The organism is Gillisella vitis (genome assembly GCF_021559775.1).
Classification (GTDB): domain Bacteria; phylum Pseudomonadota; class Alphaproteobacteria; order Rhizobiales; family Rhizobiaceae; genus Allorhizobium; species Allorhizobium ampelinum.
Genome location: NZ_CP056048.1, coordinates 582,374 through 609,009, shown reverse-complemented (window position 1 = coordinate 609,009; position 26,636 = coordinate 582,374). Strand labels below are relative to the sequence as shown.

Sequence of the window (26,636 nt, the reverse complement as noted above, 5' to 3'; positions counted from 1 at the left end):
CAACACCGGCAATCATTCTCTACAGGTACATTTGGGATCTCTTGGAAAATGCGAGATCCGTCAGGCTATGCTGAAGCGCTCTGACAATGCTTTTCGGGCTCGATTGACCCGGCTTTTTACAGTTCCCACCTCGCAACCACAGGCAAGGGCCGTTTCATCGTAACTTGCGCCGCTCGCCACCATCAGCAGGGAACGCCGCGATGCTTCCGGCAAATGCTGCATAGCCAGACCGAGATCGGCGTATAGAACCACCCATTCCTGTGGTGGCTCCATCACCATGCGCAGGTTAAACTCGTCATCCATTCCAACATGCTCACGCTTGCGCCTGTTATAGGCCGTATAGAAAGCGTTGCGCATGATTGTGAACAACCAGGATTTCAACGCCGTACCGGCTCGAAATTGTGAGGACGAGTTCAAGGCTCTGAGAATGGTGTCCTGAACCAGATCCTCGATATCGCCATTGGGGCCGACCAGCCGCTTTGCGAAACGTTGCAATGCAGGTAGATGCGCCTCTATTTCGGTGTGAACAGCCGTTGTAAATGCCATCGCGCCGCCGTTGCCAGCGCTGTCCTCGAAAGTTGCCATGAAACAGATCTCCTTCTGCGGGCATCAACGAGCACAGGGCCAGGTTGTTTCTGTACGCTACCGCACGAAAGAACTGTGACGTTTGCCATCAGGATCCTCTTCATGAAGACAAAAAAGGCCGCACATTGGCGGCCTTTCAGGGGAAAGAAACCTTTCGCAACGTCGAAAGGTTCGTCCAGAGATCAAGCTGCCTTGCGTGCGCTTTTCTTGTTGGCGCTACCTTCGCCAAGCGCCGTCAGTTTTTCGTCCGTGGCGATTTCTTCCTTCAGGGTCGCGTCCAACAAGGCGGCGGCCTCCTTCATACCGAGCTGCAGTGCCCAGGCCTTCAACGTGCCGTAGCGGGCAATTTCATAGTGCTCGACTGCCTGCGCCGACGAAATCAGGCCGGCGTCCAGAGCCGGAGACCCCTTGAAATCCTCCATGATTTCTTCGCCTTCGGCGATGATGCCCTGGATTGCCTCACAGGTCTTGCCCCGGGCATTCTTGCCCAGAAGTTCAAAGACCTGTTCAAGCCGCTCGATCTGGCCTTGGGTTTCTTCGCGATGATGAAGAAATGCGTTCCGGCCTTCTTCCGATTGGGCTGCACGTGCCATTTTCGGCAAGGCCTTCAAGATTTGCTTCTCAGCAAAGTAGATGTCCTTAAGCGTATCCAGGAACAGGTCGTTCAATGTTTTCTCAGCCATTTTTTCCTCCGGGGAATGGTGCAATTCCTTGGCGTCTTTCCTGTGGCTTTCGTCTGGAACTGCGTGAAAAGTCGGGACGCTTTTTGAAGGCTCCCATGTAGGCCACCCTTCCCAAACCAGGGTTGCAACCTAAAAGTTCCCCGAAATATCCGGCAGGAAACCCGGCGGGTGAAATGGCACCGCAAATAGCCGTTCAACGCAATGACACCGAAATACCCAACACCATCGTCTTTGCCACGGCTTGTTTGACCGGATTTGGGAACCCGAGCGCGCTTTCGCAGTTCAATATGAAACCAGGCACACCACAACATGCGCCCACACCAAGACCGCGCCTCAAAGACGGGCGCGCCCAAGGCCTTGGTGCCAAGGCATCGGTGAATATGGCAAGCCCAGGCGAATTAAGGAAAGGAACCGGATGGACAGGATTGCCGCACAGTATAGCGAAAAACCGGATACCGATGAGATGAAGGCAGCGGTTTTCACTGGGCCGGGACAGATCAACATCGTATCCAATACTCTGCCGCAACCCGGACGGAGCCAAGTGCGAATCAGGCTGGAGGGCTGTGGTGTCCTCGCTTGCGACCCTCTCTCTCTCGATAGACAAGGGCGGATGCCGACCTCTGCCGAACCGGTAGGATTAGATGGCGAAGGATGGGGCGTTATCGACGCCATCGGTCCCAATGTCAGAAGCCTGTCGGTCGGAGACCGGGTGGCGTCACTTGTGCGGTCCGCTTATGCCAGCCACCATCTGGCCGATGCAGACAGCGTCATTTCCCTTCCCCCATTGCTCGATGGCATGCCGTTTCCAGGCAGGTCCCTGAGCCGAGCGATGAACATCTTTCGCCGTGGCGATATCAAAGCCGGACAAAGGGTGGCCATTATCGGCATAGACTTTGTCGGCGCCCTTCTCGTCCAGCTCGCCTCAAGAGCCAAGGCGCATGTTACAGCCATTTCGCGCCGTCCAGCATCCTTGGCGGTGGCCAAGCGTATGGGAGCGGCAGAGGTGTTTACCATAGACGAGCATGGTGCTGCGGACGATCCCGTGCGGATCATCGAAACCGTGCATGAGCTTACGGGCGGATATCTTTGCGACCGGGTAATCGACGTTACCGGCGAGAGCGGGCTGGTCGATCTGGCGGATAAATTGACCAACGTGGCAGGTCGCCTGATCATGGCCGGTCGCCAACAGTCCGACCCGCGCGAAGGAATTATACAGTCATGGAAAAAGCGCGAAGCCGCAGTAATCCAGACAGATAAACACAGTCACGGAATCGGCCCAGACATCAGCCAGGAAATCTGCGTCGATGGCATGCTTGAAGCGGTGGCGGCAATCATGGACGGACGGCTCGATCCCACACCCCTTTATACCCATCGCTACCGATTGGAGGAGTTGGGTCAGGCGTTGATCGCCGCCCGCGACCAGCCGGATGGATTTATGAAAGCAATGGTGATCTATTGATGAGTGACAGAATTTTGAAAAATGGCCGCGCGGCTGAGGATCGCGCCGTTTCAGTGTCGCCGATCCTTGCGCCAAACCATGGCGACCGAACTGGTACGGAGACAGACATGACTGTGCGTAATCGTCTTCTGGGCCTGCTGGCGCCTGATGATCTCGCCGCTATCGCGCCCGCTCTCGAACCTGTCGATTTACCGCAAGGGCTGATCTTGTCGCAGCCTCACGACATCGACCACTCCTGTTATTTCCCTCTCTCGGGCGTCGGCTCGACGGTGATCGTTTCTCCGACAGGCAACCAAAGCGAGGTCGGACTGTTTGGCCGCGAAGGCATGTCGCCCGCCTCTGCCCTGCTGGACAGTGACCGCAATCCCTGCCGGGTGATCATGCAGGTCGCAGGCACTGGGTTGCGCCTGGAAACAGGCCGATTGGTTGGCCTGATGGATAGCAGGCCAACCATGCGCCGCCTGCTGCTTCGATGGGCCTATGTGGTCAATATGCAAATGGCTTTCACGGCCCAGTCAAACGCCATTCACTCTATCGATAAGCGGTTGGCACGCTGGATCCTGATGTGCCACGATCGGCTGGATGGGGATGAATTATCGCTGACTCATGAATTTCTGTCGATCATGCTCGCCGTACGGCGCTCGAGCGTCACCGCCTCCTTGCATGTGTTGGAAGGCGAAAGATTGATTTATGCGGAGCGCAAGGCAATCCGCATTCGCGACAGACCAGGTCTCGAAACCTTTGCCACCGATGCCTATGGTCCCGTGGAACGGGAATACCAACGGCTGTTAGGGCCGATGGGAGATCCGCCGCTTGAGGTTTGACGGAGAGCATATCGGCGAGAAGACTGCGAAACGCCGATATGTTTTAACTGGAGGCCAGATTAGCGAGCGACTGGCGCAGGCGAAATCCGCGCAAAGGGTCCGGCAGCGCTGCAAACCAGACCGTCTTCGGCAAATTGGATATCCGGCGCAGCTGCAAACAGTGATGCAAGGGCGGAGGTAACATAGCGTGTCCCATAGCCTTGCCGAGCCGGTGTACGGACAGGCGGTCCATTGCTCTCCTGCCAATGGAACTGGAAGGTCGGTTTCTCACTACCATCAACCTCCCAGCGAAGAGCAACGCGTCCCTCCGGGACCGACAGGGCGCCATATTTGATCGCATTGGTGATTAATTCATGCAGGCAAAGCGCCAGCGTCGTTCCGGCTTCACGACTGACAAGCAGGTCACTACCGTCAACGGCAATCCGCTCGGTGCCATAGGGCGAAACGATCAGATCAACCACCGCCAAAAGCGAAACATCCTCGCCCCCGGCCTCAAAAACTGCCGTATGGACATTGGACAGCGCCAGCAGCCGCCCATTGAAATCCGTCGCAAGATCGTCAAGGCTTTCGGCACCGCGCCGTGTCATGCGAAAGATTGATGTCACCGTTGCCAGGATATTCTTGACCCGGTGATTAAGCTCCGCCCGCAGTTCCCGCTCCCGCTCGATGGAATCGCGCACCTGCCGCTGGCGCAAGCGCACCAGCAGGTTGGACTGGATGCCGCTGACCAGTTCCAGCGGCGCCACGGGACGTGTGTAGAACAAAAGCCGCGCGCCCGGCCAGGCGGAAAGCAATTGGCTGCGGATGCGTGTCAGGGGTGCGCCCCGCTCCAGAAGAACAATGATCGGCACTTCAGACCAGTTCGGCTGCCGGGTGAGATGCGCGGCGGTCAGGGCAACAATCTGGGGCGTAAGAGCTTCATGTGACACAATCACAATCCCAGGTGAAGCATCCAGCAACTGGGCGAAGCCCTTGGCCTCCGTTACGGCCCGCACCTCGATCAGATGTTCGCGCAAAAGCGCGCCGACATAATCGGCATCCTTGCGAAAAGGTGCGCAGACCAGCACCCAATCCAGCTCATCCTGGACCAGTTCCTCCTGGGGCGATAGCGATGTCATTTCGGATCAGGAAGCGGGTTATAGGAAACGACGCTGACGCTACCGCTTTCGATCAGCAGCTCTCGGACATCCAGATCATGGGGACCATGACGCTTCTTGACCACGGTGATGCTGCGCCGCAGCCGGCCCTCATGCTCCATGATTCTCAAGAGAAGCACGGTATCGCCCAGGAAGCTGACGTCGACGTCAATGCCGACATTCTGGCCCAAAAGCCCATGCTGCGCGACGATCAGCATGGTCAGGACACCGGATCTCGCAAGGTATTTCAGTAGGGACTGGATGTCCCGCACCGCCTTTTCCCGATGCGGCAATGAATTCAGATAGCCCGTCAGGCTGTCGATGACCACGACACGCACCTTGTTCTGCACGACGGCATCCTGGACAATCTGGCCGAACTCGCCGGGTGAGACTTCATTCGGGTTGAAATCACGCAGGATCAGTTTGCCATCCTTATGGAACTGCCGCAATTGCATGCCGAGGCCTTCAGACCGGCGGAAAAATGTTTCCAACCGCTCCTCGAACAGAAAGAGAGCGACGCTTTCGCCGCGCTCGAGGGCTGCCGTTGCATAGAGCGACGACATGGTGGATTTGCCCGTTCCGGCCTGACCGATGACCAGGGTGGTCGTTCCCGCTTCCTGGCCGCCGCCGAACATGTCATCCAACTCGCTCACGCCGGATTTGATCAATTGCGGCTTGGTCGCTTCTGTCGCCGTGCTGGGCATGATGCGCGGAAACACGACAACGCCTGCGCCTTCGCGGATCGCCATGTCATGATAACCATCGGCAATTGGCACGCCGCGCATTTTAGACACCTCGATCCGGCGCCGGACACCGCCATATTCTTCCAGCGACTTGTCAAACCGGATGACGCCATGGGCCAGACCTTCGACCTCCTCGCCGCTGCGGTCAAGACCGGGCGACTGAGTGTCGAGAAGCAGCGCCACGACTTTTCGTTTCGAAAGAAAAGACTTGAAGCCGATCAATTCCCGGCGGAAACGGGGGGAGTCGCCGGTGATCAACCGGATTTCCAGCAGCGAATCATAAACCAGGCGCTGCGGCTTATGCTCATCGATAGCAGCTTCTATCGCCTTGCGGGTTTCATCCAGCCGCAGGTCGGCGGTCATGAAAATGCTCTGCTCGTCGGCCTCGTCGATACTGCCTGTCGTCGATAGTTCCTCGACGTGAATACCATCCAGCGTCCAGCCATGGGAAACCGCAATAGAGCGCAATTCGGCAGCACTTTGGGACAGCGTCACATAAAGACAGCTCTCGCCCGCTTCAACACCGGCCCGCAGGAACTGTATGGCTGCAGTGGTTTTGCCCGATCCGGGAGCGCCTTGAAGCATGAACAGGTTCGGTAAGGGCAATCCGCCGCGGAGAATTTCATCCAATCCTGCGATGCCGGTACTGGCAACCGCAGCTTTTTTGCGTGGTGGCATATCTGTCTTCCATGACCATGCAGGCAAATGCATCGTTCAAAAGAGGGAGAATAATATCGCGATGCCGCATAGTTCCGTTAACCCGGGACGATTGCGGGAATTCTACGGCAGAATTTTTTAGCTTTAAGTCAATGTCCACCCTGATCCAAACCCGCCCTCAATGAGCGATGCGGGAACTTTATATTTGTCTTGTGCAAAATTTCAATAAAATCCGCAAACTTGGCCAATGAGGGGAACCAGATCCAGGCGACAGCTTTCCCCGCTTGGCGGATCATTCAGGACAAACCATCTTTCAGGCGACCGCAGGCCGCATTTCAAGCCTCCAAAGCGGCGAGTGTTTGCGGCTTATCCAAAGCACCGGATTGCGCTGTCTCGGACTGCCCTGACACCGACGACTGTCCTAACCCTGGCTGGGTCACAGCGAAGGAAAGATGGAAACGAAGACCATCGGGTCGGAAATCGCTGCTGATCTTGGGAGACAGGCTGCGAGGGAAAGCACTGCGGATCAACCGCGACCCAAACCCTTCGACGCCAGGCCCTTTGAGACCATGGGGATCAGAACCTTGAAGAGTGGGATCAACAACCGGCGGCCCATCTTCTTCCCGCCATTGCAGCTCGATCCGATCCTGCTCTTGCCGCCATTCTACCTTGACACGTCCATCCCGTTCGCGAAGAGACCCGTATTTCACGGCATTTGTGGCCAGTTCATGCGCGATCAGCGATAGCGCAACAGCAGCCTCAGGCGGCAAGGTGCAGGGTGCCCCCTGGAGAACAATCCGCCTGTCACCCTCGCTATCGAAAGGCTGAAGCGCCCGCTCGAGGACATCGCGCAACCCGGCACTTTTCCAATCTTCTGACAGAAGGATATCATAGGCTCCAGCAAGGGCTGCAACGCGCCGGGCAAAAACGCCATTTTCCTGCGAGCGGTCCTTGAACGTCTGCCGTGCGATCGCCTGGATCATCGCCATCGTATTCTTGACACGGTGCGCCAGCTCTCTGGCCACAAGTTTGCGGTTTTCTTCAGCGCGCGCTGCCTCACATCGGCGTGCTTCCAATTCGTCCAGAAGACTATCGACCGTGGCGCCAACCTGTCCCAATTCGCTGGAGCGCCCGGTCATCCCGGTTCTGGCCGCGAGATCCCCTTGGCGCCATCGCTGAAGAACGGCAACGATGTGAGTGATCGGGCCAAGGATGAAACGATTTCCGATAAAAAAGGCGGCAAGGAGAGCGAGACCTGCGCCCACAGCGATCATCGCCAATCCCAAGAGAGAAGCTCGGTCAATCGGCGCAAATGCCTGGTCCGCCGAAAATCCGGCGCTGACATAAAATGGATTGTCGGGTGAAACAGGAACATAACCCATAATCCGGCGTATTCCGTCCTGACCTACACGTTCCGTCGTGCCGGGTTGTTGGGCTTGAACCAGCGTGTGATAGGGCGGTGGAATCTGGGTGCCAACGAATTTTTCAGGCCCCGGGTTGCGGGCAAGCACGATACCGTTGCGGTCGGCAATGGTGATCCAACCGCCCGGCGGAAGGCCTCGCTGAACGATGCGCTGTTCCAGCCACTCAAGATGCACCGCCGTCGCCAGCACGCCAACTGTCTCTGATCCCTGCTTGATGGCCAGCGCCATTGGCACGATTGGTGCATTCGAGATCCGGCTGACCGTGTACTCGCCAACCGATAATGCATCGGAACGAAGGGCTTGCCGAACATAGTCGCGATCGCTGAAGTCGCTGCCGACCTCCCAGCCCATATTGTCGCAAACCAGTTTACCGTTGCGATCGAGAACCACGATATTGCGGACCTGCGTTACTCTGGCGGCAACCGATTTCAGGACGTCGGTACAGGCCTGTTTATCCTGACCGGTCACCGCTGGAATAACCGCGGTGGCAATCAGCAGGGCCTTGACGCCCTCCACGACGCTTTTCACCTCAGACGCCGCCTGTCGGGCAGTTTCGAATACCTGACGATGAACTTCGGCATAGCGTTCGGCACGCGCACTCACTTCGTTGTAAACCAGCATTCCCAATGCCGGTGACAACGCCGTCAAGACCACAGCGACCAGTCTCTTTTTCACGCCACCCCTCCCCACCCGCAAGAGATCAAGACGCTTTTCGGCCCCTGTTTCGCACCAAGACCCGTATGCACAAAGGCCTGGCGAAACTGCACAACCGTCGCCCCTCCAGGACACGACCGCGCCAAGCATCCCATGGGATGCACAGAACCCGCCGCCCCGATTCTATACTTGCTGCATGGCTTTCTCCTTGAGCCGTTCAGCCGAAGGAATCATGCAGCAGTTTACCGGGTATTCCTGCAGCGACAATAGAGGGTCAATGCATTTCCGCCACGCTGCCAAGAGAGCGCGATCCACATCATCGCCACTACCGCAAAACGACAGTCGGTCAGGTTCAATCTGAACCTGACCGACGAAAGCTCTTCTTGGTTTTGCTTGTCTCTTCGGGGAACCCGGACTTCAACTCACCCGACAACAGTTAGAGAATAGGCTTGCCACCGGTGACTGCGATGGTGGCGCCGGAAACATAGCTTGAAAGCGGGTCGGCCAGCATCACATAGGCCGTTGCAAGTTCAGCCGGTTGGCCCGGCCGTTTCATCGGTACCTGCTCGCCAAAGCTCGAGACCCGTTCCGGCGGCATGGTTGAAGGGATGAGTGGCGTCCAGATCGGGCCGGGCGCAACGGTATTGGCGCGGATACCTCTTTCCGCCAGAAGCTGGGCGAGGCCTGCCGTGAAATTCTGGATGGCACCCTTGGTCGTTGCATAAGCCAGCAAAGTGGGGCTCGGCGTATCGGCGTTGATCGAGGCGGTATTGATAATCGCCGCACCTGGCTTCATATGCGTGACGGCTGCTTTGGTCAGATAGAACATCGCGTGGATATTGACCCTGAACGTCAATTCCCATTCCTCATCGCTGATATCCTCGATTTGCTCGAAGGTCTTTTGGTGGGCAGCGTTGTTGACGAGAATATCGATGCCGCCAAGCTCGGCAACCGCCTTGTCTATAATGAGGCGGCAATGGTCGGCCTTTTGCAAGTCGCCCGCCACCAGCACGGCCTTGCGGCCTGCCTCTTCCACAAGGCGCTTGGTTTCCTCGGCATCCTCATGTTCGCTGAGATAGGAGATCAGCACATCGGCACCCTCTCGGGCATAAGCCAGGGCCACAGCCCGCCCGATGCCGCTATCAGCGCCTGTTATCACCGCTTTCTTGCCAGCAAGCCGCCCGGAGCCCTTATAGGTCGTTTCGCCGTGATCCGGCACTGGATCCATGTCGCGGGTCAGTCCCGGAATAGACTGTTGTTGCTTGGAAAAGGGTGGCGTCGGTTTATCGATCATCGGATCAGCTCTCATTTCTAAAGATTATTGCTGGATAGTCGAGGGCGCGCATCCAAGCCGCACCCTCAAAACCCCACAGTTTGAAAACCCCACTGTTTGCAAACAAAGAGAAAGCGCCACCGTTCCGAATTTTAATATTTCGTGACCTGAATAAACGCTACGGATATGGGCTGCCGAAAACATCGGACCCCAAATTTCCAAAGGCGACCGCCATCGTTTACTCATGCATTTGACGCATGGGTGGCGTGACACCTTGTCTCTGTTAGGACGATGAAAGAACGCTTATATTCCAATCATCGAAACGACGCCGGAACCGAACCAAGGTTGCTGACGTCAGACAGTCCTCAGAAAGGGCATTATCATGAACGTAGCACGCTCCCTGAACAACTGGCGCAAGTATCGTCAGACCGTTTCTGAACTTGGCCGCATGACCAGCCGCGAGTTGCAGGATCTCGGCATTGAACGTAGCGACATCCGTCGCGTTGCCCGGGCCTCCGTTGCCGGTTGATCGATATCGACATTGCTGCTTGAACGACGCCCGCCGATGACGCGGGCGTTTTTACGTCTGGGAATTGTTCTACGCAAACCGGTCCGATTTGGATCTCAAATCATTGCAAAATACCCATGCATTTAACGCATATCTGCACTGCAACAAAATGACTATGAATTGGGCATTTGTCGCGTATTATCTATCTCAACGAAGCGATGTATCCTCCTCCCGCAAAGCTTCGTCTCTCGGACGACCCACTCCTCCTCCCTAGGGGCGTCCGATGGAACGGTGGCACTCCTCCTCCCAGCCGCTGTTCACTCTTTTAAAAAGCCTGCCGCACCTCCTCCCGCGGCAGGCTTTTTTGTTTCTTCACTTCAATTCGACATTTTTCGCTCGATTGACTGAAAGTGCCAATGACCTCCATCAATTGGCATCTCGCGTCATCTTAGCACTCTGATGATCTCACCCGTTGACCGCCATCCACAAAAGATGGCGCGCACCGCCGCGTTTACCGTTAGCGCGCACTTGGACTTCTTCGGTAATAAATCCTGCCTCCCGCAACCTGCGGGTAAAGGCGGCATCCGGTGCAGAAGACCAGACGGCCAGCACGCCTTTAGGCCGCAAGGCAGCTTTTGCGGCGCGCAGTCCGGCGGCATTGTAGAGACTGTCATTGGAGGCGCGGGTCAATCCGTCCGGACCATTATCGACATCGAGCAGAATGGCATCATAGGCCGCCTGTTTTGAGCGGATCAGTGCGCCAACATCGCCGATATGAATATCGACACGCGGATCATCGAGACTGCCCTTGTGAACTTCCGCCATCGGCCCACGCGCCCAGGAGACCACAGCCGGCACCAGTTCAGCCACGGTCACGCGGGCATCGGCTTGCAACACGCCGAGGGCTGCACGCAGGGTAAATCCCATGCCAAGCCCACCGATCAATAGGCTGGGCTTCTCACAGGCCCCTATCTTCTCGCAGGCAAGCGTCGCCAGCGCCTCTTCAGAACCGCTCAACCGGCTGTTCATCAGCTCGTTGGCGCCGAGCATGATCGAAAATTCCTGCCCCCGCTGCTTTAGGCGCAGGTCGCCGCCGCCATCGGGAATGGCTGTGCTGTCAAGCTGTATCCAGGGAAGCATCGGGCGTCTCTTTATCCTGTAAAAGCCGCGCCATAGCATAGCCAAGCTCTCCCACCAAGGGACAAAGATCAGGCTGCCCCCTCTGCCCGGATTATCGGTTCACCCCGCCGTTCACCCGGTTACCGGCATCGTCGAACAGATAGCAGCGTTTCGAGTCGATATGGATCGTCACCTTCTCGCCCTTGCGGATCGCCTGTTGGTCTTCCATCACCATGGCAATCGACTGACCGTCCTGCATGGACAAATAGAGAATGGTCTGCCCGCCCAGATGCTCGACCAGATCGACATGCGCCTCGCCAAGGGTAATTTCGGCTGGACGCAGGCTGAGATGTTCGGGCCGGACACCGACGCTGACTTTTTGACCCACCTGTGCGCCGGGGCTTGTCCGTGCCAGATCGACCGGCTTGCCGTTCAGCTCAACAGCGGTTCTTTCACCGGCTTCCACCAGGCGGGTGTCGATAAAGTTCATGCGCGGCGAACCGATGAAGCCCGCAACGAATTTGTTTTTCGGGTTGTTATAGAGATCAAGCGGCGCGCCGACCTGTTCAATATAGCCACCTTTCAGCACCACAATTGTGTCGGCCATGGTCATGGCCTCGACCTGGTCATGGGTCACATAGATCATGGTATTGCCGAGGCTCTGATGGAGCTTGGCGATCTCGACACGCATCTGCACCCGCAATTCGGCATCGAGGTTTGATAAGGGCTCATCGAACAGGAAGATATTCGGCTCGCGCACAATGGCCCGCCCGATGGCGACGCGCTGGCGCTGACCACCGGACAAAGCCTTGGGCTTTCGCCCCAGCAGCGGTTGAATCTGCAGGATATCGGCGGCCCGCTCGACGCGGGGCTCGATATCCTTCTTTTTCATGCCAGCCGTTTCCAGACCGAAGGCCAGATTTTTATAAACCGTCATATGCGGATAGAGCGCATAGGACTGAAAGACCATGGCAATGCCGCGCTTGGCCGCCGGCACTTCGTTCATCCTTTGCCCGTCCAGCAATAGAGTGCCGCCGGAAATCGGCTCAAGCCCAGCGATCATCCGCAGCAGCGTGGATTTTCCGCAGCCGGACGGGCCAACAAACACCACGAATTCTCCTGGCGTGATCTCGAGATCCACGCCATGGATCACTTCAAGCGCGCCATACCGTTTGAAGACCTTTTGCAGGGTGACGCTTGTCGCCATCAGTTATGCCTCCAGCTGTCGTAATAGGCATTGTCGCTGCCAACTGGGAAATGCACCTCCTGCTTATGAGTGGCGCTCCAATAGCAAGCGGTGAGAAATTCCAGCGAGCGGCGGGCATCTTCCGTCGTGACCGGCGTCGGCGTGTCATTGACCAGGCAGTTATGGAAAGCCTGCATCTGGCCGGAAAACAGCTGGGCCATCGGCACCCAACCCTCAAGCAGGGCGTCGATCTTTTGCCCGATCTCAGGATTGGCGGGAATGATCCGCCAGGGATCACCGCCGGGATGGTAAGGTGCTTGGCTGCTCTCGAAGGTCACATGTTCAAAGCACAGCTTGAGTCTGGACGTTTCCTCCGCCGAACCCAACGTCGCCGACACGGTTGCCAAGGCACCGCTGGTCATTTCCAGGCTGAGGCTGACGCAGTCCTCCACTTCGATCGGATTGACGCGGGTGGCAACCCGGGCATAGAGCGAGGCGACCGGACCCAGAAGATAGCTCAACATATCGTTGATATGGATGGCATGGGTCATCAGCACGCCACCAAGCTCTGTCGCCCATTTGCCTCGCCACGGCACGGCGTAATAGTCCGACAGCCGCGTCCAATGGGTTTCAGATGTGGCGATATAGGCTTTACCGGCCAGACCCGCCTCGATGATCCGGCGCGCCTTGTGGACGCCGTCGCCGTAACGGTACTGGAAAATCGGCATCAACCGGCCTTTGGCGGTCTTCTCATGGATCATCAACCGGTCGATCTCCGCAAGCGAACCGACAAGTGGCTTTTCGCAGATCACATGCTTGCCCGCGTCCAACGCCCTAAAGATCAGCTCGTAATGGGTGGAGGGCGGCGTGCAGATATCAACAATGTCGATGGATGGATCGTTGAGCACGGCGTCGAAATCATCAGTCCGTCCCGCGATGGAAAACTCCTCGCCAAACTGGGCCAGACGGGCGGGATCAAGATCGCAAATGGTGGCAACCCGAAACAGATCCGTATTCGGCATATAGCCCTCGCGGATATGACGGGCGCCGATGCCAAGGCCAATGACGGCAACGTTGAAAATCTTAGACATTGCCAGCACCCTTCTGCTTTGCCGCATCCGCGAAAGCCTGGGCTTTCAGCGCCAGTTCCATGGCCTTGAAGCAATGCTCCTGGCCCATGGCGGTTTCCGTGCGGTCGCGGATATCGGCCAGCAATTGCCGGCCATAGGGCCGCTCGGTTTTGCTGCAATCGATATAGCGCGTGCCGGTTTTGTCGGTCAGGAACAGATGGTCGGCACCAGGCCTGCCCTCGATATCGAGATATTTCCGAAGCTCGATCGTGCCTTCCGTACCAACGATAAACAACCGCCCATCACCCCAGGTTGGCAGGCCATCGGGGGTGAACCAATCGACCCTGATATAGCCGGTGGCCTTGCCGGTGGTCAGGTGAATATCGCCGTAATCCTCAAGACCGGGCGTGTCTGAATTGGCGCGATTGGCGGTGCTTGCCGACAGGATCTGCGCGTCTTTGGCACCGGTGAAAAACAGGAATTGTTCGCATTGATGCGAGGCGATGTCGATCAGCACGCCACCATAATGTGCCCGGTCGAAAAACCAATTGGGCCGGTGCGGTTTGCGCAGCCGGTGGGGGCCAAGGCCGGTCGTGTGGATCACCTCGCCGATCATCCCGGCCTTGACCAGATTGCCCGCTTCCACCGTGCAGGCCGTCTCGAAATGCTCGGAATAAAGGATGGAAACGATCCTTTTCGTTTCCGCCTGGACCTTTCGCACCGCTTCCAATTGCTCAAACGTCGTCATGCCCGGCTTGTCCAGCATCACATCCTTGCCGTGACGCATGGCGGCAATAGCGATCTCGGCGCGGTTGGCGGGAGTGGCTGCCGACAAGATCAGGGCAATCGATGGATCTTCAAGGATCTGTCTGCGGTCGGCAACGCGGCGCGCCTGTGGGTAGCGTGCGGCAAAAGCCTGGGCCAATTCATCTTCTTCAGCAAAAAACGTCGAAAACTCCGCTCCGGCCTCCAGCATGAAAGCGATCTGGCCAAAAATATGATCGTGATTGATGCCGATAACGGCAAAACGCAAGGCACTCATCGTCGCAAGCTCCTATTAGAAAATCATCTCAACGCTTCAGTCCGGCGGTAGCGATGCCGTCGATCAGCAGGCGTTGGCAAAACAGGAAAATCAGGAAAATCGGCACCAGCGACAGGCTGGACATGGCAAACAGCCCGCTCCAGTCGGAACTGCCGGTCGAGTCAACGAAAGACCGCAGGCCGAGTTGCACCGTGTAGGTGTTGATGTCGCTCAAGTAGATTAGCGGACCGAAGAAATCGTCCCAGCTCCAGATGAAAGAGAAGATCGCCGCCGTTGCTAGCACCGGCAGGGAGAGCGGCATCATGATCCGCCAATAGATCCGCCAGGGGCTGCACCCGTCCATCATTGCCGCCTCGTCCAGTTCGCGCGGGATACCACGGAAGAACTGCACCATCAGGAAGATGAAAAACGCATCGACCGCCAGGAATTTCGGCACGACGAGCGGCAGAATGGTCTTCACCCATCCCAGTTCGAGAAACAGGATATATTGGGGGATGAGTGTGACGTGATACGGCAGCATCAGCGTCCCCAGCATCAGCGCGAACCAGATATTGCGGCCCCGAAACTCCAGGCGGGCAAAGGCGTAAGCCGCCAGCGAGCAGGAAAACAGATTGCCCACCACGGTCAGCACGGCAATGACCAACGAGTTCCAGAAATAAGTGCCGAAACTGACCTGGGTGCTGAACCAGCCTCGCATATAGGCGCTGAAATCCACTTTCGAAGGGATCAGTGAGGCCTGGCCGAAGATCTCGCTCTGGTCCTTGATCGAGCCGGACAGCATCCACAACAGCGGATAGAGCATGACCAGCGAGGCTGCCGCCAGAACGATATGCAGGATAAGGGACACCGGCCAGCGCCGTTTTTCCTGCGCAGGGATGTCCGGGGAGGAAGCAAGTGCTGCATCAGTCATCGTAATGCACCCAATAGCGCGAGGACAGGAAAGAGAAGGCCGTGAACAGCGCGATAATGATCACCAGGATCCAGGCAAGCGCTGCCGCATACCCCATCCGGAAATAGCCAAAGGCTTCCTGGTAAAGGTAGAGCGTGTAAAACAGCGTGGAATCGATCGGTCCACCAGTGCCCGACGAGATCACATAGGCTGGCGTAAAGGCCTTGAAAGCATCGATGGTCTGCACCACGGCGTTGAAGAAGATCACCGGCGTCAGCAAAGGCAGGGTGATCTTGAAGAACATCCGCACTTTGGAAGCCCCATCCAGGCTGGCTGCCTCATACATATCGACCGGGATCTGCCGAAGGCCAGCCAGAAAGATGATCATCGGCGAGCCGAATTGCCAGACAGCCAGGATCACCAGCGTATAAAGAGAGTAATCGGGATTGGAGATCCAGCTTGGCCCTTCAATGCCAAAGGTATTCCAAAGCAGCACGTTGATCGCCCCGTCGCCATCGAACAATTGCCGCCAGACCACCGCGATGGCAACGCTGGAGCCCAGAAGCGATGGCAGGTAGAAAACCGCCCGGTAGAGCGGCAGGCCGCGAATACCCTTGTTGAGCAGCAGGGCAACCAGCAAGGCGAAGGTCAGTTTCAGCGGCACCGACAGCACCACATAAACCAGCGTCACCCGCATGGAGGACATGAATTTTTCGTCAGCGGTGGCGATGCGGATGTAATTGTCCAGACCGACCACATTAGGCGATTGCAGCAGATTATAATCGGTCAGCGACAGCCAGAAGGAAAACAGGGCCGGGCCGAGCGTGAGTACGAAAAAGCCGATGAACCAAGGCAGGAGAAATAGATAGCCCGGCGCGTTGCGCGCCAGACTGGCCCTGAACGGCGACGGTGTCGAGATAGGCTGCATCACTGGCGCGGCACCAGAGGTGCCGGCCATTCCATCGCGAGTAGTGTTCACGGTTTCAACCCCGTTTCAGATTGGCAGCCGCCTGATCGACGAATTTCGCCGCGCCGTCTTCCGGAGAAAGACGCCCAAAGCCGACTTCTTCGCCGATCTTCTTGATCAACATCTGGTTTTCACCCGCGCCATTTGGCGGCGGCGGCGGAAGCGGACCGACATGCGGCGTCAGCCGGGCGATATAGTCAAGAATTTCCTTGGACTGGTCGTTCAGCGTCGGCTCCAGGGCCTCGCGCATGGTCGTCGATGCCGGAATGCCCCGCTCGATCCCGAGCGCCAGCGCCGCATCTTTATCCTCGACCAGGAAATTGACGAAATCGACGGCAGCATCCTTGTTGGCGGATGCGGCGGAGACCGAAATCAGCATAGAGGGCTTCAGATAATGCCCAGGCTTGCCACCCTTGGTTTCGGGATAGCTCATCAGGGTCAAGGGGTCCTTGTTGACAGCCTGGAAGGCAATGAACTGATTTGAATTGACGAAGCCAACGGCCGCCTTGTTCAATGTCACCATATTGTTTTCGACATTGAGCTGGTCGAGCGCCTGGATATCGGCTGGCACGCAGGCCTTGATCTTACGCATCCAGGCCCAGAATTTGAACCATTCGGTTATATCGCCCTGGTCGAAACCAATGGTGCCATCCGCCGTATAAAGCGCCTTGCCGCGCTGACGCAGCCAGCATTCCAGATTGCTTTCGCCGACGCTGCCGTCCTGCGTTCCATAAAAGCCCCGGCGTTTTTTGGCAGAAGACACCTTGGCGCAGGCCTCGCCGAATTCTTCCCAGGTCATGCCTTCATGGAGCGTGTCGACGCCGGTTTCCTGCCAAGCCGCCTTATTGACAAGTGCAGTGACGGAATTGACGCCGAGATTGACGCCGTAGAGCTTGCCGCCAACCTTGCCGGCATCGATATTAGCGGCACCGAAATCGTCGATTTTCAGCGTTTTTCCCATATAGGGCGTCAGATCAAGCAGCGTACCGCGCCGCGCATATTCAAAAATATAACGGTAATCCATCTGGATCAGGTCGGGCGCATTGCCGCCCGCCGTCTGGGTGGCCAGACGTGTCCAGTAATTGTCCCAGCCAAAAGACTCGCCATCGATGGCCGTGCCGCTGTTCTTGGCCTTATAGGCTTCGATGACCTTGAAGGTTCGGTCGTTGCGCTCCTTGGAGCCCCACCACAAAAACCGCAGGTTCGTGGCCGCTCTTGCGCCAACTGCACCCATGCAGATCAGCGGCATCGTCAGACCCATGCCAGCAAGCACGGTTCGTCTGCTGAATTTTGTCATCATTCTGGTCTCCTCCCCAGTATCCAGATGAATTCAAATCGCTTGCGTTATGACCAGAACCTCCCTCCCGAGGTTACAGAACAGTCAACGCAAGGAAATGAAAAAATTTTCATGCCCTCTATTTATATACACTATCCAAGCCGCTGATATCTCCCGAAACACCGGCATTTCTTTTACAAATTGTCGATGTTTCCACCGCCTGTCAAGCCGTGAAAATTTCATGCCGACAAACAATCTCAGCATGACAACGGCAAATGATATGCTAGCATAGCAGTTAAGTCGGATCGAAGGAAATGATTTTGCATCATCACCAAAAGAGTGGAGGCGGCCAGAAGCGCGCGAGCCCTTGGAGGGAGTGTTGCGCGCCGAATTCCTTGGCACTCTCGTGCAAAAAACCGGCCCTGACACCATGATTGAGTCTTGAACAACCACGCAGCCCATGGAGGAGGTTTGTGGGCGCCCTGTCCGCCGGAGACGGCGTGATAGCGCCTGCAGGACACCACGGCTGTAGCCAAGGAGGATGGCATGCAAGTCATACGCAAGAGACGCTTTGCCCTGGTGGGAGCCGGGCATCGAGGAACGACCATGTGGGGCCGCGATATTGTCGAGCGCTGGGGCGACCAAGTCGAGCTGGTGGCAATCTGCGACCTGAACGGATTGCGCGCCGAACAATCGCAAGCCCATATCGGCTCCTCGGTGCCGATCTACCTGGATTTCGACCAGATGCTGGCCGTTGAAAAGCCGGATCTGGTGATTGTCTGTACCCGTGACAACACCCATGACGAGTTGATCGTCAAGGCAATGGAGGCGGGTGCCGACGTGATCAGCGAAAAGCCGATGACCACCACCGCCGCCAAGATCAAGCGCATCCTGCATGCCGAAAAGCGCACCGGGCGGCGGCTGGATGTCTCCTTCAACTATCGTTTTGCGCCGACCGCCGCCCGCATCAAGGAATTGCTGAATTCAGGCGTCATCGGCGACGTCACCTCTGTCGATTTCCATTGGTACCTCAACACCAGCCACGGCGCCGACTATTTCCGCCGCTGGCATGCCTATACGGAGAATTCCGGCAGTCTGTTCGTCCACAAGGCCACCCATCATTTCGATCTCCTGAACTGGTATCTTGATTCGGACCCGGATCTGGTCTCCGCTTTTGCCGACCTGAAACATTACGGTCGCAATGGGCCGTTTCGCGGCGAGCGCTGTCGCACCTGTCCCCATGCGCAGCAATGCGATCATTATTTCGACATGCGCAAGGAACCCCTGCTGGAAGCCCTTTACGAAGCGCCATCCAAGCAAGATGGCTATGTCCGCGATGCCTGCGTCTACCGGGAGGATATCGACATTCCCGACACCATGGTCACCAATATCCGTTACAAGAACGGTGTCCATGTCTCCTATTCCCTCAATACCTATATGCCGATTGAGGGCCACCATATTGCCTTCAATGGCCACAAGGGGCGTATCGAGCTTCGCCAATATGAAAAACAGCCCTGGACCGAGCCGCCAGCCGATGAAATCGTGCTGATGCGCAATTTCGGCGAGGTCGAGCGCATCTGGGTGCCGCATTCCTCCGGCGGCCATTACGGCGGCGACGACCGGCTGCGCAATATGCTGCTGAAGCCCGGCATGAATGACGAATTGCGCCAGCGCGCTGGCGCAAGGGCTGGCGCCATGTCGGTTCTGTGCGGGATTGCCGCGCTGGAAAGCAGCCGCAGCGGCAAACCCGTCACTGTTGCCGATGTCTGGGGTGAGGATGAAGGAATCGGCCTTCTGGAGCCGATGGCTTAAAATCGATAGGACAAAGGCACCGCACGCCTCAGGCCAGCAGAACAACATCGGATACAGACGCCACCATGAAAACCATACGAAAGCTCGATAGCCTGCTCGCCCGATTGGCCGATCTTATCTTTCAACCCATCGGTGTTTCGGTGCCACTGCGGTTTCGAGCCGCACATTATGACGAGCGTGCAAGCGTGCTGAGCGAAAGCCGCGCGCATTGGGTGGCGGTGACGCCTGACCATATCTGGGGCGAACCGGATGGCTATTACTGGTTCGGCGGCAACACCACCCTGCCCCACGGCGTGGATGGGCAACGGATTGTCGGACGCATCGAGGCGGCGTTTGGCAATGTCATGGGCCGTAGCGATCCGCAATGCCTGGTGCGGATCGATGGGACAATCACCCAGGGCGGCGATGCCAACCACCGCGAATTCCTGCTGTCACCGTCTGCCCAGGCCGGTCAGAGTTTCGACATCCTGATCGAAGCGGGGACGATTGAGGATCGGCGGCAACTCGGCTTTGCCGTCAGCCTACATCACCATGATCTGGAGGTTGAGGAGGCCTATTACGACATGCGCGTGCCGCTGGACGTGGCCCGCCTGCTGGCAGAAGACGATCCGCGTCGCCATTTCATTCTGCGCACGCTGGACGATGCCATCAACGCCGTGGATTTTCGAAAGGGCAATGAGAACAGGTTCAAGGCCTCCCTTGCCAAGGCACGGGCCATCACGGCGGCCATCTACACTGCCGTTGATTTCGAGGAAAAGCCGGTCGTGGTGGCAACCGGCCACACCCATATTGATGTCGCCTGGCTTTGGCGGGTGCGCGAAACCCGGCAGAAGATGGCGCGATCCATGGCAACCGCCCTTGCCCTGATGGAGGAGTTTCCCGACTACCGCTTCATGTATAACCAATGCGTGCTGCTGGACTATCTGGCTGACGACTATCCGCAACTGTTCGAGCGTATCCGCGCCCATGTGACGACCGGTCGATTTGAAATTGAAGGGGCGCTGTGGCTGGAGCCGGATGTCAATATTGCCGGTGGCGAGGCGCTGGTGCGCCACATCCTCTATGGCGTCGCCTATCATCGCAAAACCTTTGGCGTCGAGCCACGCATGGTCTGGTTGCCGGACACATTCGGCTATTCGGCAGCCCTACCGCAATTGATGCGCAAATCCGGCCTCGACAGTTTCATCACCCATAAACTGTCGTGGAACGACACCAACCGGATGCCGGACGACAAGCTGTTCTGGCAGGGCATTGATGGCAGCAAGGTGGTCGCCTACTTCCTGACCACCCAGCCCTATGATTCCAAGCTGATCAACACCACCTACTGCCCCAACCTGAAGCCGACACATGTGATGGGAACCTGGAAACGCCACGGCCAACAACGGCTGGGTAAGGAACTGTTTCTGGTCTATGGCCATGGCGATGGCGGCGGTGGCCCAACCCGCGAAATGCTCCAGAACATCCGCCGGATGGAGCGCGGCATACCCGGTTGCCCGAAGGTCGAACACGGACAGATGCGGCCCTTCTTCGAGCGGCTGATTGCGGACATGCAGGCGCATCCGGATCAATACCCCGTCTGGGTCGGCGAGCTTTACCTGGAATTCCATCGTGGCACGCTGACCTCCGTCGCCAAGAACAAGCGGTTTAACCGCAAAGCCGAAATCGCGCTTCGGGAATTGGAGACGCTGGCGGTGATGGCGGAGCGGCAGGCAGGTCATGCCTATCCCACACAGCGATTGCGCGACCTTTGGGATATCGTCATGCTCAACCAATTCCACGATATATTGCCGGGATCGTCGATTGGCGCGGTCTATGAAGACAGTGACCGGGATTACTTCAGGCTATTTGCCGAGGCGGAAACCCTGCGTGCCGAACTGATGGCGTTGCTGCCGACCCATGGCAGCGATGCCGTGTTGAATGTGACCGGTCGCAATCGCGCCGGTCTGGCTCTGACCCATCAACCTCATGCCTCGGGACAGACCCTGGTTCTGGCCGATGGATCAAAAGCCCACGCCGTCCGGCTGGAAAACGTGCCGCCGCTGTCCTTGTCCGCCGCCCTGCCCTGCGGCCCGACACCGCCTGGTGCCGTTGAGGTTGAACCATTTCGGCTTGCCAACCGCTTTCTGGATGTGGTGTTCGACACCAAAGGTCGCATCCTGTCACTACATGACAAGGTGCGAGACCGCCATGTCTTGAAGCCCGGCCACACCGCCAATCGCCTCCAGGCCTTCCGGGACATGCCCGCAGAATATGATGCCTGGGATATCGATAGCGATTTCGAAGACCAGATTTTCGAGATCGACGATCTCGTCAGTGCCGAAATCGTCGAAACCGGGCCTTTACGCACCGCAATCCGGTTCGAATGGCGCTATGAGACGTCACGCATTGTCCAGGTCGTCTCTCTTGAGGCCGACAGCAGGAAGCTGGAATTCGATACGTTCATCGACTGGCATGAGCACAATACGCTGGTCAAAACCGGCTTCCCGATGGCGCTCAACACGGCGTCAATTGATGCGGAAATCCAGTTCGGTCATGTCCGCCGGGCCACGCACCGCAACACCTCCTGGGACCGCGCCCGGTTCGAATGCTCCATGCAGCGCTGGATTGATGTCAGCGAACCGGATTTCGGCATCGCCTTCCTCAACGATTGCAAATATGGCTATGACGCAAAGGGCAGCGATATTCGCCTGACCCTGCTGCGCTCGCCAACCTATCCATGGCCGGAGGCCGACCAGGGCGAGCATCGCCTGCGCTACGCCTTTTTGCTGCATGATGGCGACAAGGCCGTGGTGCATGATGCCGCCGAAGATTTCAACATGCCTTTGCAGATCGTTGCGACCGGAAAGGCTAATGTTGTATCAGGAGATCAAGCGCCGCCACTACTGTCGATAGAAACAGATGGCATTACGCTAGAAGCGGTGAAGCAGGCCGAGGCGGGCGATGGCTATATCTTACGCCTCTGGGAAACCACCGGAAGCCAGCGTCACGCGCGGATTAAACTCGACAACGGGATCACCCATGCCGCCCTCGTCGATCTGCTTGAGGAAAATCCGGTGGCGGTAGACATTAACGAAAAAGGGCTGGATCTTGCCTTCCAGCCCTTCGAAATTCTGACGCTGAAACTCTACAGATAGGTTGCTGCGTCAAACTCTAAAGCAAACCCTCACCGCTGGCTGGGGTAGCGGGCTTCGTACCAGGACTTGAACAGCGCATACTGATTTTCCAGATGGGCGCGTTGCGAGGAACTCAAAGCGTCTGTCTCGTTGAAATGCAGCGTATATTCGGTCTCGCCATTCAGGACCATGAGATATTTATAGTGCAGCACCAGGTCCGGGCCTTCGTCATAGGTCGAGAGCACCATCAGCGCCTCTTCCAACTCCTTGGCCTCGCGGCGCGCCCGTGGGTCGCCCTTGGCCGCCTCTTTGGAAAGGGCCATCAGGTGCAAAACCTCTTTTGGCAGCGCATTGCCGATCCCGGTGATTGCGCCAGCCGCACCGCAATTGACGAAGCCATGATAGACGCCGGTATCGACGCCGACCATCAGGATCAAGCCATCGTCGCCGGAGGTGATGTTTTCGGCCGCATAGGTCATATCGCCCTTGCCACCGAACTCCTTGAAACCAATCAGGTTGGAAAAGCGGGCGCGCAGCTGGAAGAACAGGTCAGCGCGCGTCGCAAAGCCGTAATAGGGGCTGTTATAGATCACCGAAGGCAAATCCTTGCCCGCCTCAAGAACAGCTGAAAAATGGTCGCGCTGGGCGGCAATCGAAGAGCCGCGCGACAGAACCCGTGGAATGACCATCAACCCGCTTGCCCCGACTTTCGCCGCATGGGCCGCATGGCTGACGGCTGAGCGGGTGTTGATCGCGCCGGTTCCAACCACGGTCGGCACACCGGCCTCAACCAGCCGGCGCACACCTTCCTGGCGCTCTTCATCGCTCAGCAGCGGCCAATCACCCATCGATCCGCAATAGACCACGCCCGACATGCCAAGACCGACAAGCTCTTTGCCCTTGCGAACCAGCCCATCGAAATCGGGGGTTCGGTCCGCTTTGCAAGGCGTCATCAGAGCGGGAATGCATCCCTTGAAAACCAGTTGGGTCATTGAACTCTCCCAGATTGACCGCAGGCAAAGACGCGGTTCGTAGCCGATGAAAGCGCACTACCATCTTCACGCCATTTTGTCGACAAATAAAATACAAGACATCAAGCCGCAAAAACCCTTCTCGTCTTGATATCGACTTCCGATCAAAGCTTGAGATTTACGGTCTGTCTTCCATCGGCGGTGATATAGGAACGGATCTGCCGCACAATCTGGTCGGCATGGGCGGTAGCCAGTGCATCGGAGCGCTCGGCATCGCGCTCGATGATTGCCTGGATCATGTCTTCATGCTCGGTGACATATTGCCTTGGCAACATATCGTTGAAGGATGAGTAATAGAGTCGGAGAATCCGGCGGCCTTCATCCAGCAATCGCGTAAAAAGATCCTCGTAATAGCGGTTTTTGCCGGCCTTCGCGATGGCGACATGGAAATCCCGATTGCTGGCGATCATCGCCAGCACATCGCGCCTCTCGACTGCCTCCGCGAAAACCTCCTGGAAACGGAGGATCTGCTCGATATGATCAGGCGTATGATTGAGCGCGGCAAGCCGTGTCGTCACCCGATACATCAAGGTCAGCGCATCGAAAAATTCCGAGAGGCCTAGAAAGTCGATGGAAGAGACGATGGTTGCGCGGTTGGTCAGCGTGGTGATCAGGCCTTCGGCTGCAAGCCGTACCAGTGCTTCGCGAATCGGCGTGCGCGACAAGGAAAAGCGGTCGGACAGTTGCTGCTCATCGACAGGACTGCCGGGCGCCAGCGTCAGCTCAATGATCTCATTGCGCAAAGTCTCATAGACTGTCGAGACTCCATAGCCACGCCTGTGGATTGGTTTTTCCGTGTCGACCGTTTTATCGTCCAAGAGCCTGTTCCCGATTGCTGCTGATTCATTCCAATCTATCATTTTCGCCGAAAAAAGCCCGAATTGCATTGGCCCCACTTGATTTGCCAATCTCGCATCCAACTTTCTGGAAGGGTGCGAAATGTCATCGTCTCGAAATTGCCAAGCTTGGCACTAAGATACATCAACATATTCGGTGCCTTATATTCGATGGCATTGGATGAGGTGTCCCAGGGGGAAGCGGCACCAAAGGGGCTTGCAGCCATCAGGCTGCGGATTTTTCACGGATGGAAATTTCAACCGATAGGAGAAGCGCGTGACGATCAAGACGGTTGTCTGGGGTGAGAACATTCATGAGCACCTCAATGAAGTGGTGGGAAATCTTTATCCGGAAGGCATGCATACAGCCATTGCCAAGGCTTTGAACCGCGATAGCGACATTGAGGCCACGACCGCAACATTGCAGGAGCCCGAGCATGGCCTGAGCGCTGAGCGCCTGGAGCAGACCGACGTGCTGATCTGGTGGGGCCACAAGGATCATGGCAGCGTCCGCGACGAGATCGTCGAGCGGGTTGTCGCCCGCGTCCATGAAGGCATGGGCCTGATCGTCCTGCATTCCGGCCATTTCGCCAAGCCGTTCAAACGGCTGATGGGCACGCCCTGCGCCTTGAAATGGCGTGAAGCCGGTGAGCGCGAGCGCGTCTGGACGGTCAATCCCGGCCATCCGATTGCGGCTGGCATACCCGAACAATTCGTGCTGGAAAACGAGGAAATGTACGGCGAGTTCTTTTCCGTGCCGGAGCCGCTGGAAACCGTGTTCATCTCCTGGTTTTCCGGCGGCGAGATTTTTCGGTCCGGCCTGACCTGGCGGCGCGGCGCTGGCAATATCTTCTACTTCCGTCCCGGCCACGAAACCTATCCGACCTATCATAACGAAACGATACAACAGGTGATCTCCAACGCGGTGAAATGGGCGTATAATCCACGCCCGGCGCTGAAGAGCATTCATGATGCCCCGAATGTGCCGGTCGATCAGGCGCTCGAGCCGATCCAGGAACGGGGTCCGAAATTGCATAAGGCCGGGGAGGCCGGATATCGATGAACACACCCGTCCGTATTCTCATTCTCGGCACCGGCGGCATGGCGAACCGCCATGCAATCGAGTTTGCCACCAATAGCGATGCGCAACTGGTCGGTGCCGTCGATGTCGATATCGCCAAGGTGCGGGGCTTTGCGCTGCGCCATGATATCGCCAATACATTCACCTCGCTGGAGGACGCGCTTGCCTGGGGTGAGTTCGATGCCGTCGCCAATGTCACACCCGACCGGGTCCATTATCCGACGACACTGCAATTGATCGCGGCGGGCAAGCATGTGTTCTGCGAAAAGCCGCTGGCGGAAAGCTTTGAAAAAGCTGATGAGATGGCCCGCAAAGCCAATGCCGCCGGGCTGGTCAATATGGTCAACCTGACCTATCGCAATGTCGCGCCGGTACAGAAAGCACGACAGCTGGTTCAGGCTGGAGAGATTGGCAAGGTCCGTCATATCGAGGCCTCCTATCTGCAAAGCTGGCTGGTGTCCAAGGCCTGGGGCGACTGGGCAACCGAGGACCAATGGCTCTGGCGGCTATCCACCAAGCACGGCTCAAACGGGGTGCTCGGCGATGTCGGTATCCATATTCTCGATTTCGCCAGCTATGGCGCGGCAACCGATGTCGAACATATCTTCGCACGGTTGAAGACATTCGAGAAAGCGCCGGGCAACCGGATTGGCGACTATGATCTTGACGCCAATGACAGTTTCACCATGACGGCGGAATTCAGCAATGGAGCGATTGGCGTTGTGCATGCATCGCGCTGGGCAACCGGCCACCTCAATGAATTGCGCCTGCGCATGCATGGCGACAAGGGAGCCTTGGAGGTGATCCACACGCCAACGGGCAATACATTGCGCGCCTGCATGGGCGACGATGTGGAAAAAGGCATCTGGACGGAACTGGATGCCGGCACCGTTGCCACCAATTACCAGCGCTTCGTCGAGGCGGTGCTGGAGGGCAAAACCCGCGAACCTGACTTCCGCCATGCGGCTGACCTGCAAAAAGTGCTGGATCTGGCCATGGTGACCGAGTTGGAGCGGCGCGAACATTCCGTTCGCCGTGTTGATGCGGCACCTTCGCTGGCTGCGGTATCATCAAGGTGAGCGGCATGATCCTCTGGCTTTTGTGACGCTGTCACGCCTGTCATCACGTCCAGCCTGCCGAGTAAGGCTGGACGAAATTAAAATTGGCTCTTATAGAGTGTCGTCACAATGAGAGATGCCCGTAGATAAATGAATTTCTGCGTTTACCAAGATACTGGAGCGGAGATACAGGGCTATATCGTCCCTGAC

Annotated in this window: 22 protein-coding genes; 7 read left to right on the top strand and 15 right to left on the bottom strand. The window is 57.2% G+C overall.

Translation table 11 applies throughout. The annotated features are described in order from the left end of the window. Positions 1-60: 60 nt before the first annotated feature. Positions 61-585, bottom strand: coding sequence for a sigma-70 family RNA polymerase sigma factor (locus AVCG78_RS19825; protein ID WP_234626604.1), 525 nt, complete (start codon positions 583-585; stop codon positions 61-63). Between the two features lie 182 nt (positions 586-767). After that, positions 768-1,268 (bottom strand): YciE/YciF ferroxidase family protein, encoded by a 501-nt coding sequence (locus tag AVCG78_RS19820; protein WP_070165407.1) that lies wholly within the window; start codon positions 1,266-1,268, stop codon positions 768-770. Positions 1,269-1,683: 415 nt separating this feature from the next. Between AVCG78_RS19820 and AVCG78_RS19815 the strand changes: the two genes are divergently transcribed. Together AVCG78_RS19815 and AVCG78_RS19810 are read left to right on the top strand one after the other, a co-directional pair. Beyond that, positions 1,684-2,727: an MDR/zinc-dependent alcohol dehydrogenase-like family protein gene (locus AVCG78_RS19815; RefSeq protein ID WP_071204002.1), complete on the top strand. Its 1,044-nt coding sequence runs from the start codon at positions 1,684-1,686 to the stop codon at positions 2,725-2,727. Next, on the top strand, positions 2,727-3,551 hold the full coding sequence (locus AVCG78_RS19810) for a Crp/Fnr family transcriptional regulator (RefSeq protein WP_322267444.1): 825 nt from the start codon (positions 2,727-2,729) through the stop codon (positions 3,549-3,551). The genes AVCG78_RS19815 and AVCG78_RS19810 overlap by 1 nt, the downstream gene beginning before the upstream one ends. 59 nt (positions 3,552-3,610) lie before the next feature. Here AVCG78_RS19810 and AVCG78_RS19805 read toward each other — a convergent pair whose 3' ends face one another. The 4 genes from AVCG78_RS19805 to AVCG78_RS19790 all read right to left on the bottom strand — a co-directional run bounded on the left by AVCG78_RS19805 (position 3,611) and on the right by AVCG78_RS19790 (position 9,459). Further along, positions 3,611-4,669, bottom strand: coding sequence for a sensor histidine kinase (locus AVCG78_RS19805; protein ID WP_071204000.1), 1,059 nt, complete (start codon positions 4,667-4,669; stop codon positions 3,611-3,613). Further along, the gene (locus tag AVCG78_RS19800; protein WP_071203998.1) at positions 4,666-6,108 is read right to left on the bottom strand and encodes an ATPase domain-containing protein; all 1,443 of its coding nucleotides are present in this window, start codon (positions 6,106-6,108) and stop codon (positions 4,666-4,668) included. The genes AVCG78_RS19805 and AVCG78_RS19800 overlap by 4 nt, the downstream gene beginning before the upstream one ends. 314 nt (positions 6,109-6,422) lie before the next feature. Then, positions 6,423-8,186, bottom strand: a complete 1,764-nt coding sequence (locus AVCG78_RS19795; protein WP_071203996.1) for a sensor histidine kinase — start codon at positions 8,184-8,186, stop codon at positions 6,423-6,425. Positions 8,187-8,601: 415 nt separating this feature from the next. Beyond that, positions 8,602-9,459 (bottom strand): SDR family oxidoreductase, encoded by an 858-nt coding sequence (locus tag AVCG78_RS19790; protein WP_071203995.1) that lies wholly within the window; start codon positions 9,457-9,459, stop codon positions 8,602-8,604. Between the two features lie 361 nt (positions 9,460-9,820). Between AVCG78_RS19790 and AVCG78_RS19785 the strand changes: the two genes are divergently transcribed. Next, the gene (locus AVCG78_RS19785) at positions 9,821-9,967 is read left to right on the top strand and encodes a DUF1127 domain-containing protein (RefSeq protein ID WP_012653926.1); all 147 of its coding nucleotides are present in this window, start codon (positions 9,821-9,823) and stop codon (positions 9,965-9,967) included. A 444-nt stretch (positions 9,968-10,411) separates the two neighbouring features. Here AVCG78_RS19785 and AVCG78_RS19780 read toward each other — a convergent pair whose 3' ends face one another. From AVCG78_RS19780 to AVCG78_RS19750, 7 genes are all read right to left on the bottom strand, one after another. Further along, on the bottom strand, positions 10,412-11,086 hold the full coding sequence (locus AVCG78_RS19780) for a spermine/spermidine synthase domain-containing protein (RefSeq protein ID WP_071203993.1): 675 nt from the start codon (positions 11,084-11,086) through the stop codon (positions 10,412-10,414). A 91-nt stretch (positions 11,087-11,177) separates the two neighbouring features. Further along, entirely contained in the window at positions 11,178-12,272 is a 1,095-nt protein-coding gene (locus AVCG78_RS19775) for an ABC transporter ATP-binding protein (protein ID WP_071203991.1), read from the bottom strand. Beyond that, positions 12,272-13,342, bottom strand: a complete 1,071-nt coding sequence (locus tag AVCG78_RS19770) for a Gfo/Idh/MocA family protein (RefSeq protein ID WP_071203987.1) — start codon at positions 13,340-13,342, stop codon at positions 12,272-12,274. Before AVCG78_RS19770 ends, AVCG78_RS19775 begins: the two co-directional genes overlap by 1 nt. Then, complete coding sequence (locus AVCG78_RS19765; protein ID WP_071584432.1) at positions 13,335-14,363, bottom strand: Gfo/Idh/MocA family protein; 1,029 nt, start codon at positions 14,361-14,363, stop codon at positions 13,335-13,337. Before AVCG78_RS19765 ends, AVCG78_RS19770 begins: the two co-directional genes overlap by 8 nt. 28 nt (positions 14,364-14,391) lie before the next feature. Continuing rightward, positions 14,392-15,273, bottom strand: a complete 882-nt coding sequence (locus AVCG78_RS19760) for a carbohydrate ABC transporter permease (protein ID WP_071203984.1) — start codon at positions 15,271-15,273, stop codon at positions 14,392-14,394. Then, a complete protein-coding gene (locus AVCG78_RS19755; RefSeq protein ID WP_049777399.1) occupies positions 15,266-16,180 on the bottom strand; it encodes a carbohydrate ABC transporter permease in 915 nt (304 codons plus the stop codon). The genes AVCG78_RS19760 and AVCG78_RS19755 overlap by 8 nt, the downstream gene beginning before the upstream one ends. Before the next feature lie 55 nt (positions 16,181-16,235). Continuing rightward, positions 16,236-17,519, bottom strand: coding sequence for an ABC transporter substrate-binding protein (locus AVCG78_RS19750; RefSeq protein ID WP_071203981.1), 1,284 nt, complete (start codon positions 17,517-17,519; stop codon positions 16,236-16,238). A gap of 522 nt (positions 17,520-18,041) precedes the next feature. Here AVCG78_RS19750 and AVCG78_RS19745 point away from each other — a divergent pair. Next, positions 18,042-19,307: a Gfo/Idh/MocA family protein gene (locus AVCG78_RS19745; RefSeq protein ID WP_071203979.1), complete on the top strand. Its 1,266-nt coding sequence runs from the start codon at positions 18,042-18,044 to the stop codon at positions 19,305-19,307. Between the two features lie 65 nt (positions 19,308-19,372). After that, a complete protein-coding gene (locus tag AVCG78_RS19740; protein WP_071203978.1) occupies positions 19,373-22,441 on the top strand; it encodes an alpha-mannosidase in 3,069 nt (1,022 codons plus the stop codon). 29 nt (positions 22,442-22,470) lie between these two features. On the opposite strand, the gene AVCG78_RS19735 is transcribed toward AVCG78_RS19740, so the two are convergent. Both AVCG78_RS19735 and AVCG78_RS19730 read right to left on the bottom strand, forming a co-directional pair. Continuing rightward, on the bottom strand, positions 22,471-23,412 hold the full coding sequence (locus tag AVCG78_RS19735) for a dihydrodipicolinate synthase family protein (protein ID WP_071203977.1): 942 nt from the start codon (positions 23,410-23,412) through the stop codon (positions 22,471-22,473). 143 nt (positions 23,413-23,555) lie between these two features. Continuing rightward, positions 23,556-24,269: a GntR family transcriptional regulator gene (locus AVCG78_RS19730; RefSeq protein WP_012653915.1), complete on the bottom strand. Its 714-nt coding sequence runs from the start codon at positions 24,267-24,269 to the stop codon at positions 23,556-23,558. A gap of 295 nt (positions 24,270-24,564) precedes the next feature. On the opposite strand from AVCG78_RS19730, the gene AVCG78_RS19725 reads away from it, so the two are divergent. Both AVCG78_RS19725 and AVCG78_RS19720 read left to right on the top strand, forming a co-directional pair. Further along, positions 24,565-25,350 carry a ThuA domain-containing protein gene (locus AVCG78_RS19725; protein ID WP_071203973.1) on the top strand — a complete coding sequence of 262 codons (786 nt, stop codon included), beginning with the start codon at positions 24,565-24,567 and terminating at the stop codon, positions 25,348-25,350. Then, positions 25,347-26,447: a Gfo/Idh/MocA family protein gene (locus tag AVCG78_RS19720; RefSeq protein ID WP_071203972.1), complete on the top strand. Its 1,101-nt coding sequence runs from the start codon at positions 25,347-25,349 to the stop codon at positions 26,445-26,447. Before AVCG78_RS19725 ends, AVCG78_RS19720 begins: the two co-directional genes overlap by 4 nt. Positions 26,448-26,636 lie beyond the last annotated feature (189 nt).

Coding starts and splice junctions, on each gene's coding strand:
- AVCG78_RS19825 (WP_234626604.1), bottom strand. CDS start 585: ATGGCAACTTTCGAGGACAGCGCTGGCAACGGCGGCGCGATGGCATTT.
- AVCG78_RS19820 (WP_070165407.1), bottom strand. CDS start 1,268: ATGGCTGAGAAAACATTGAACGACCTGTTCCTGGATACGCTTAAGGAC.
- AVCG78_RS19815 (WP_071204002.1), top strand. CDS start 1,684: ATGGACAGGATTGCCGCACAGTATAGCGAAAAACCGGATACCGATGAG.
- AVCG78_RS19810 (WP_322267444.1), top strand. CDS start 2,727: ATGAGTGACAGAATTTTGAAAAATGGCCGCGCGGCTGAGGATCGCGCC.
- AVCG78_RS19805 (WP_071204000.1), bottom strand. CDS start 4,669: ATGACATCGCTATCGCCCCAGGAGGAACTGGTCCAGGATGAGCTGGAT.
- AVCG78_RS19800 (WP_071203998.1), bottom strand. CDS start 6,108: ATGCCACCACGCAAAAAAGCTGCGGTTGCCAGTACCGGCATCGCAGGA.
- AVCG78_RS19790 (WP_071203995.1), bottom strand. CDS start 9,459: ATGATCGATAAACCGACGCCACCCTTTTCCAAGCAACAACAGTCTATT.
- AVCG78_RS19785 (WP_012653926.1), top strand. CDS start 9,821: ATGAACGTAGCACGCTCCCTGAACAACTGGCGCAAGTATCGTCAGACC.
- AVCG78_RS19780 (WP_071203993.1), bottom strand. CDS start 11,086: ATGCTTCCCTGGATACAGCTTGACAGCACAGCCATTCCCGATGGCGGC.
- AVCG78_RS19775 (WP_071203991.1), bottom strand. CDS start 12,272: ATGGCGACAAGCGTCACCCTGCAAAAGGTCTTCAAACGGTATGGCGCG.
- AVCG78_RS19770 (WP_071203987.1), bottom strand. CDS start 13,342: ATGTCTAAGATTTTCAACGTTGCCGTCATTGGCCTTGGCATCGGCGCC.
- AVCG78_RS19765 (WP_071584432.1), bottom strand. CDS start 14,363: ATGAGTGCCTTGCGTTTTGCCGTTATCGGCATCAATCACGATCATATT.
- AVCG78_RS19760 (WP_071203984.1), bottom strand. CDS start 15,273: ATGACTGATGCAGCACTTGCTTCCTCCCCGGACATCCCTGCGCAGGAA.
- AVCG78_RS19755 (WP_049777399.1), bottom strand. CDS start 16,180: ATGCAGCCTATCTCGACACCGTCGCCGTTCAGGGCCAGTCTGGCGCGC.
- AVCG78_RS19750 (WP_071203981.1), bottom strand. CDS start 17,519: ATGATGACAAAATTCAGCAGACGAACCGTGCTTGCTGGCATGGGTCTG.
- AVCG78_RS19745 (WP_071203979.1), top strand. CDS start 18,042: ATGCAAGTCATACGCAAGAGACGCTTTGCCCTGGTGGGAGCCGGGCAT.
- AVCG78_RS19740 (WP_071203978.1), top strand. CDS start 19,373: ATGAAAACCATACGAAAGCTCGATAGCCTGCTCGCCCGATTGGCCGAT.
- AVCG78_RS19735 (WP_071203977.1), bottom strand. CDS start 23,412: ATGACCCAACTGGTTTTCAAGGGATGCATTCCCGCTCTGATGACGCCT.
- AVCG78_RS19720 (WP_071203972.1), top strand. CDS start 25,347: ATGAACACACCCGTCCGTATTCTCATTCTCGGCACCGGCGGCATGGCG.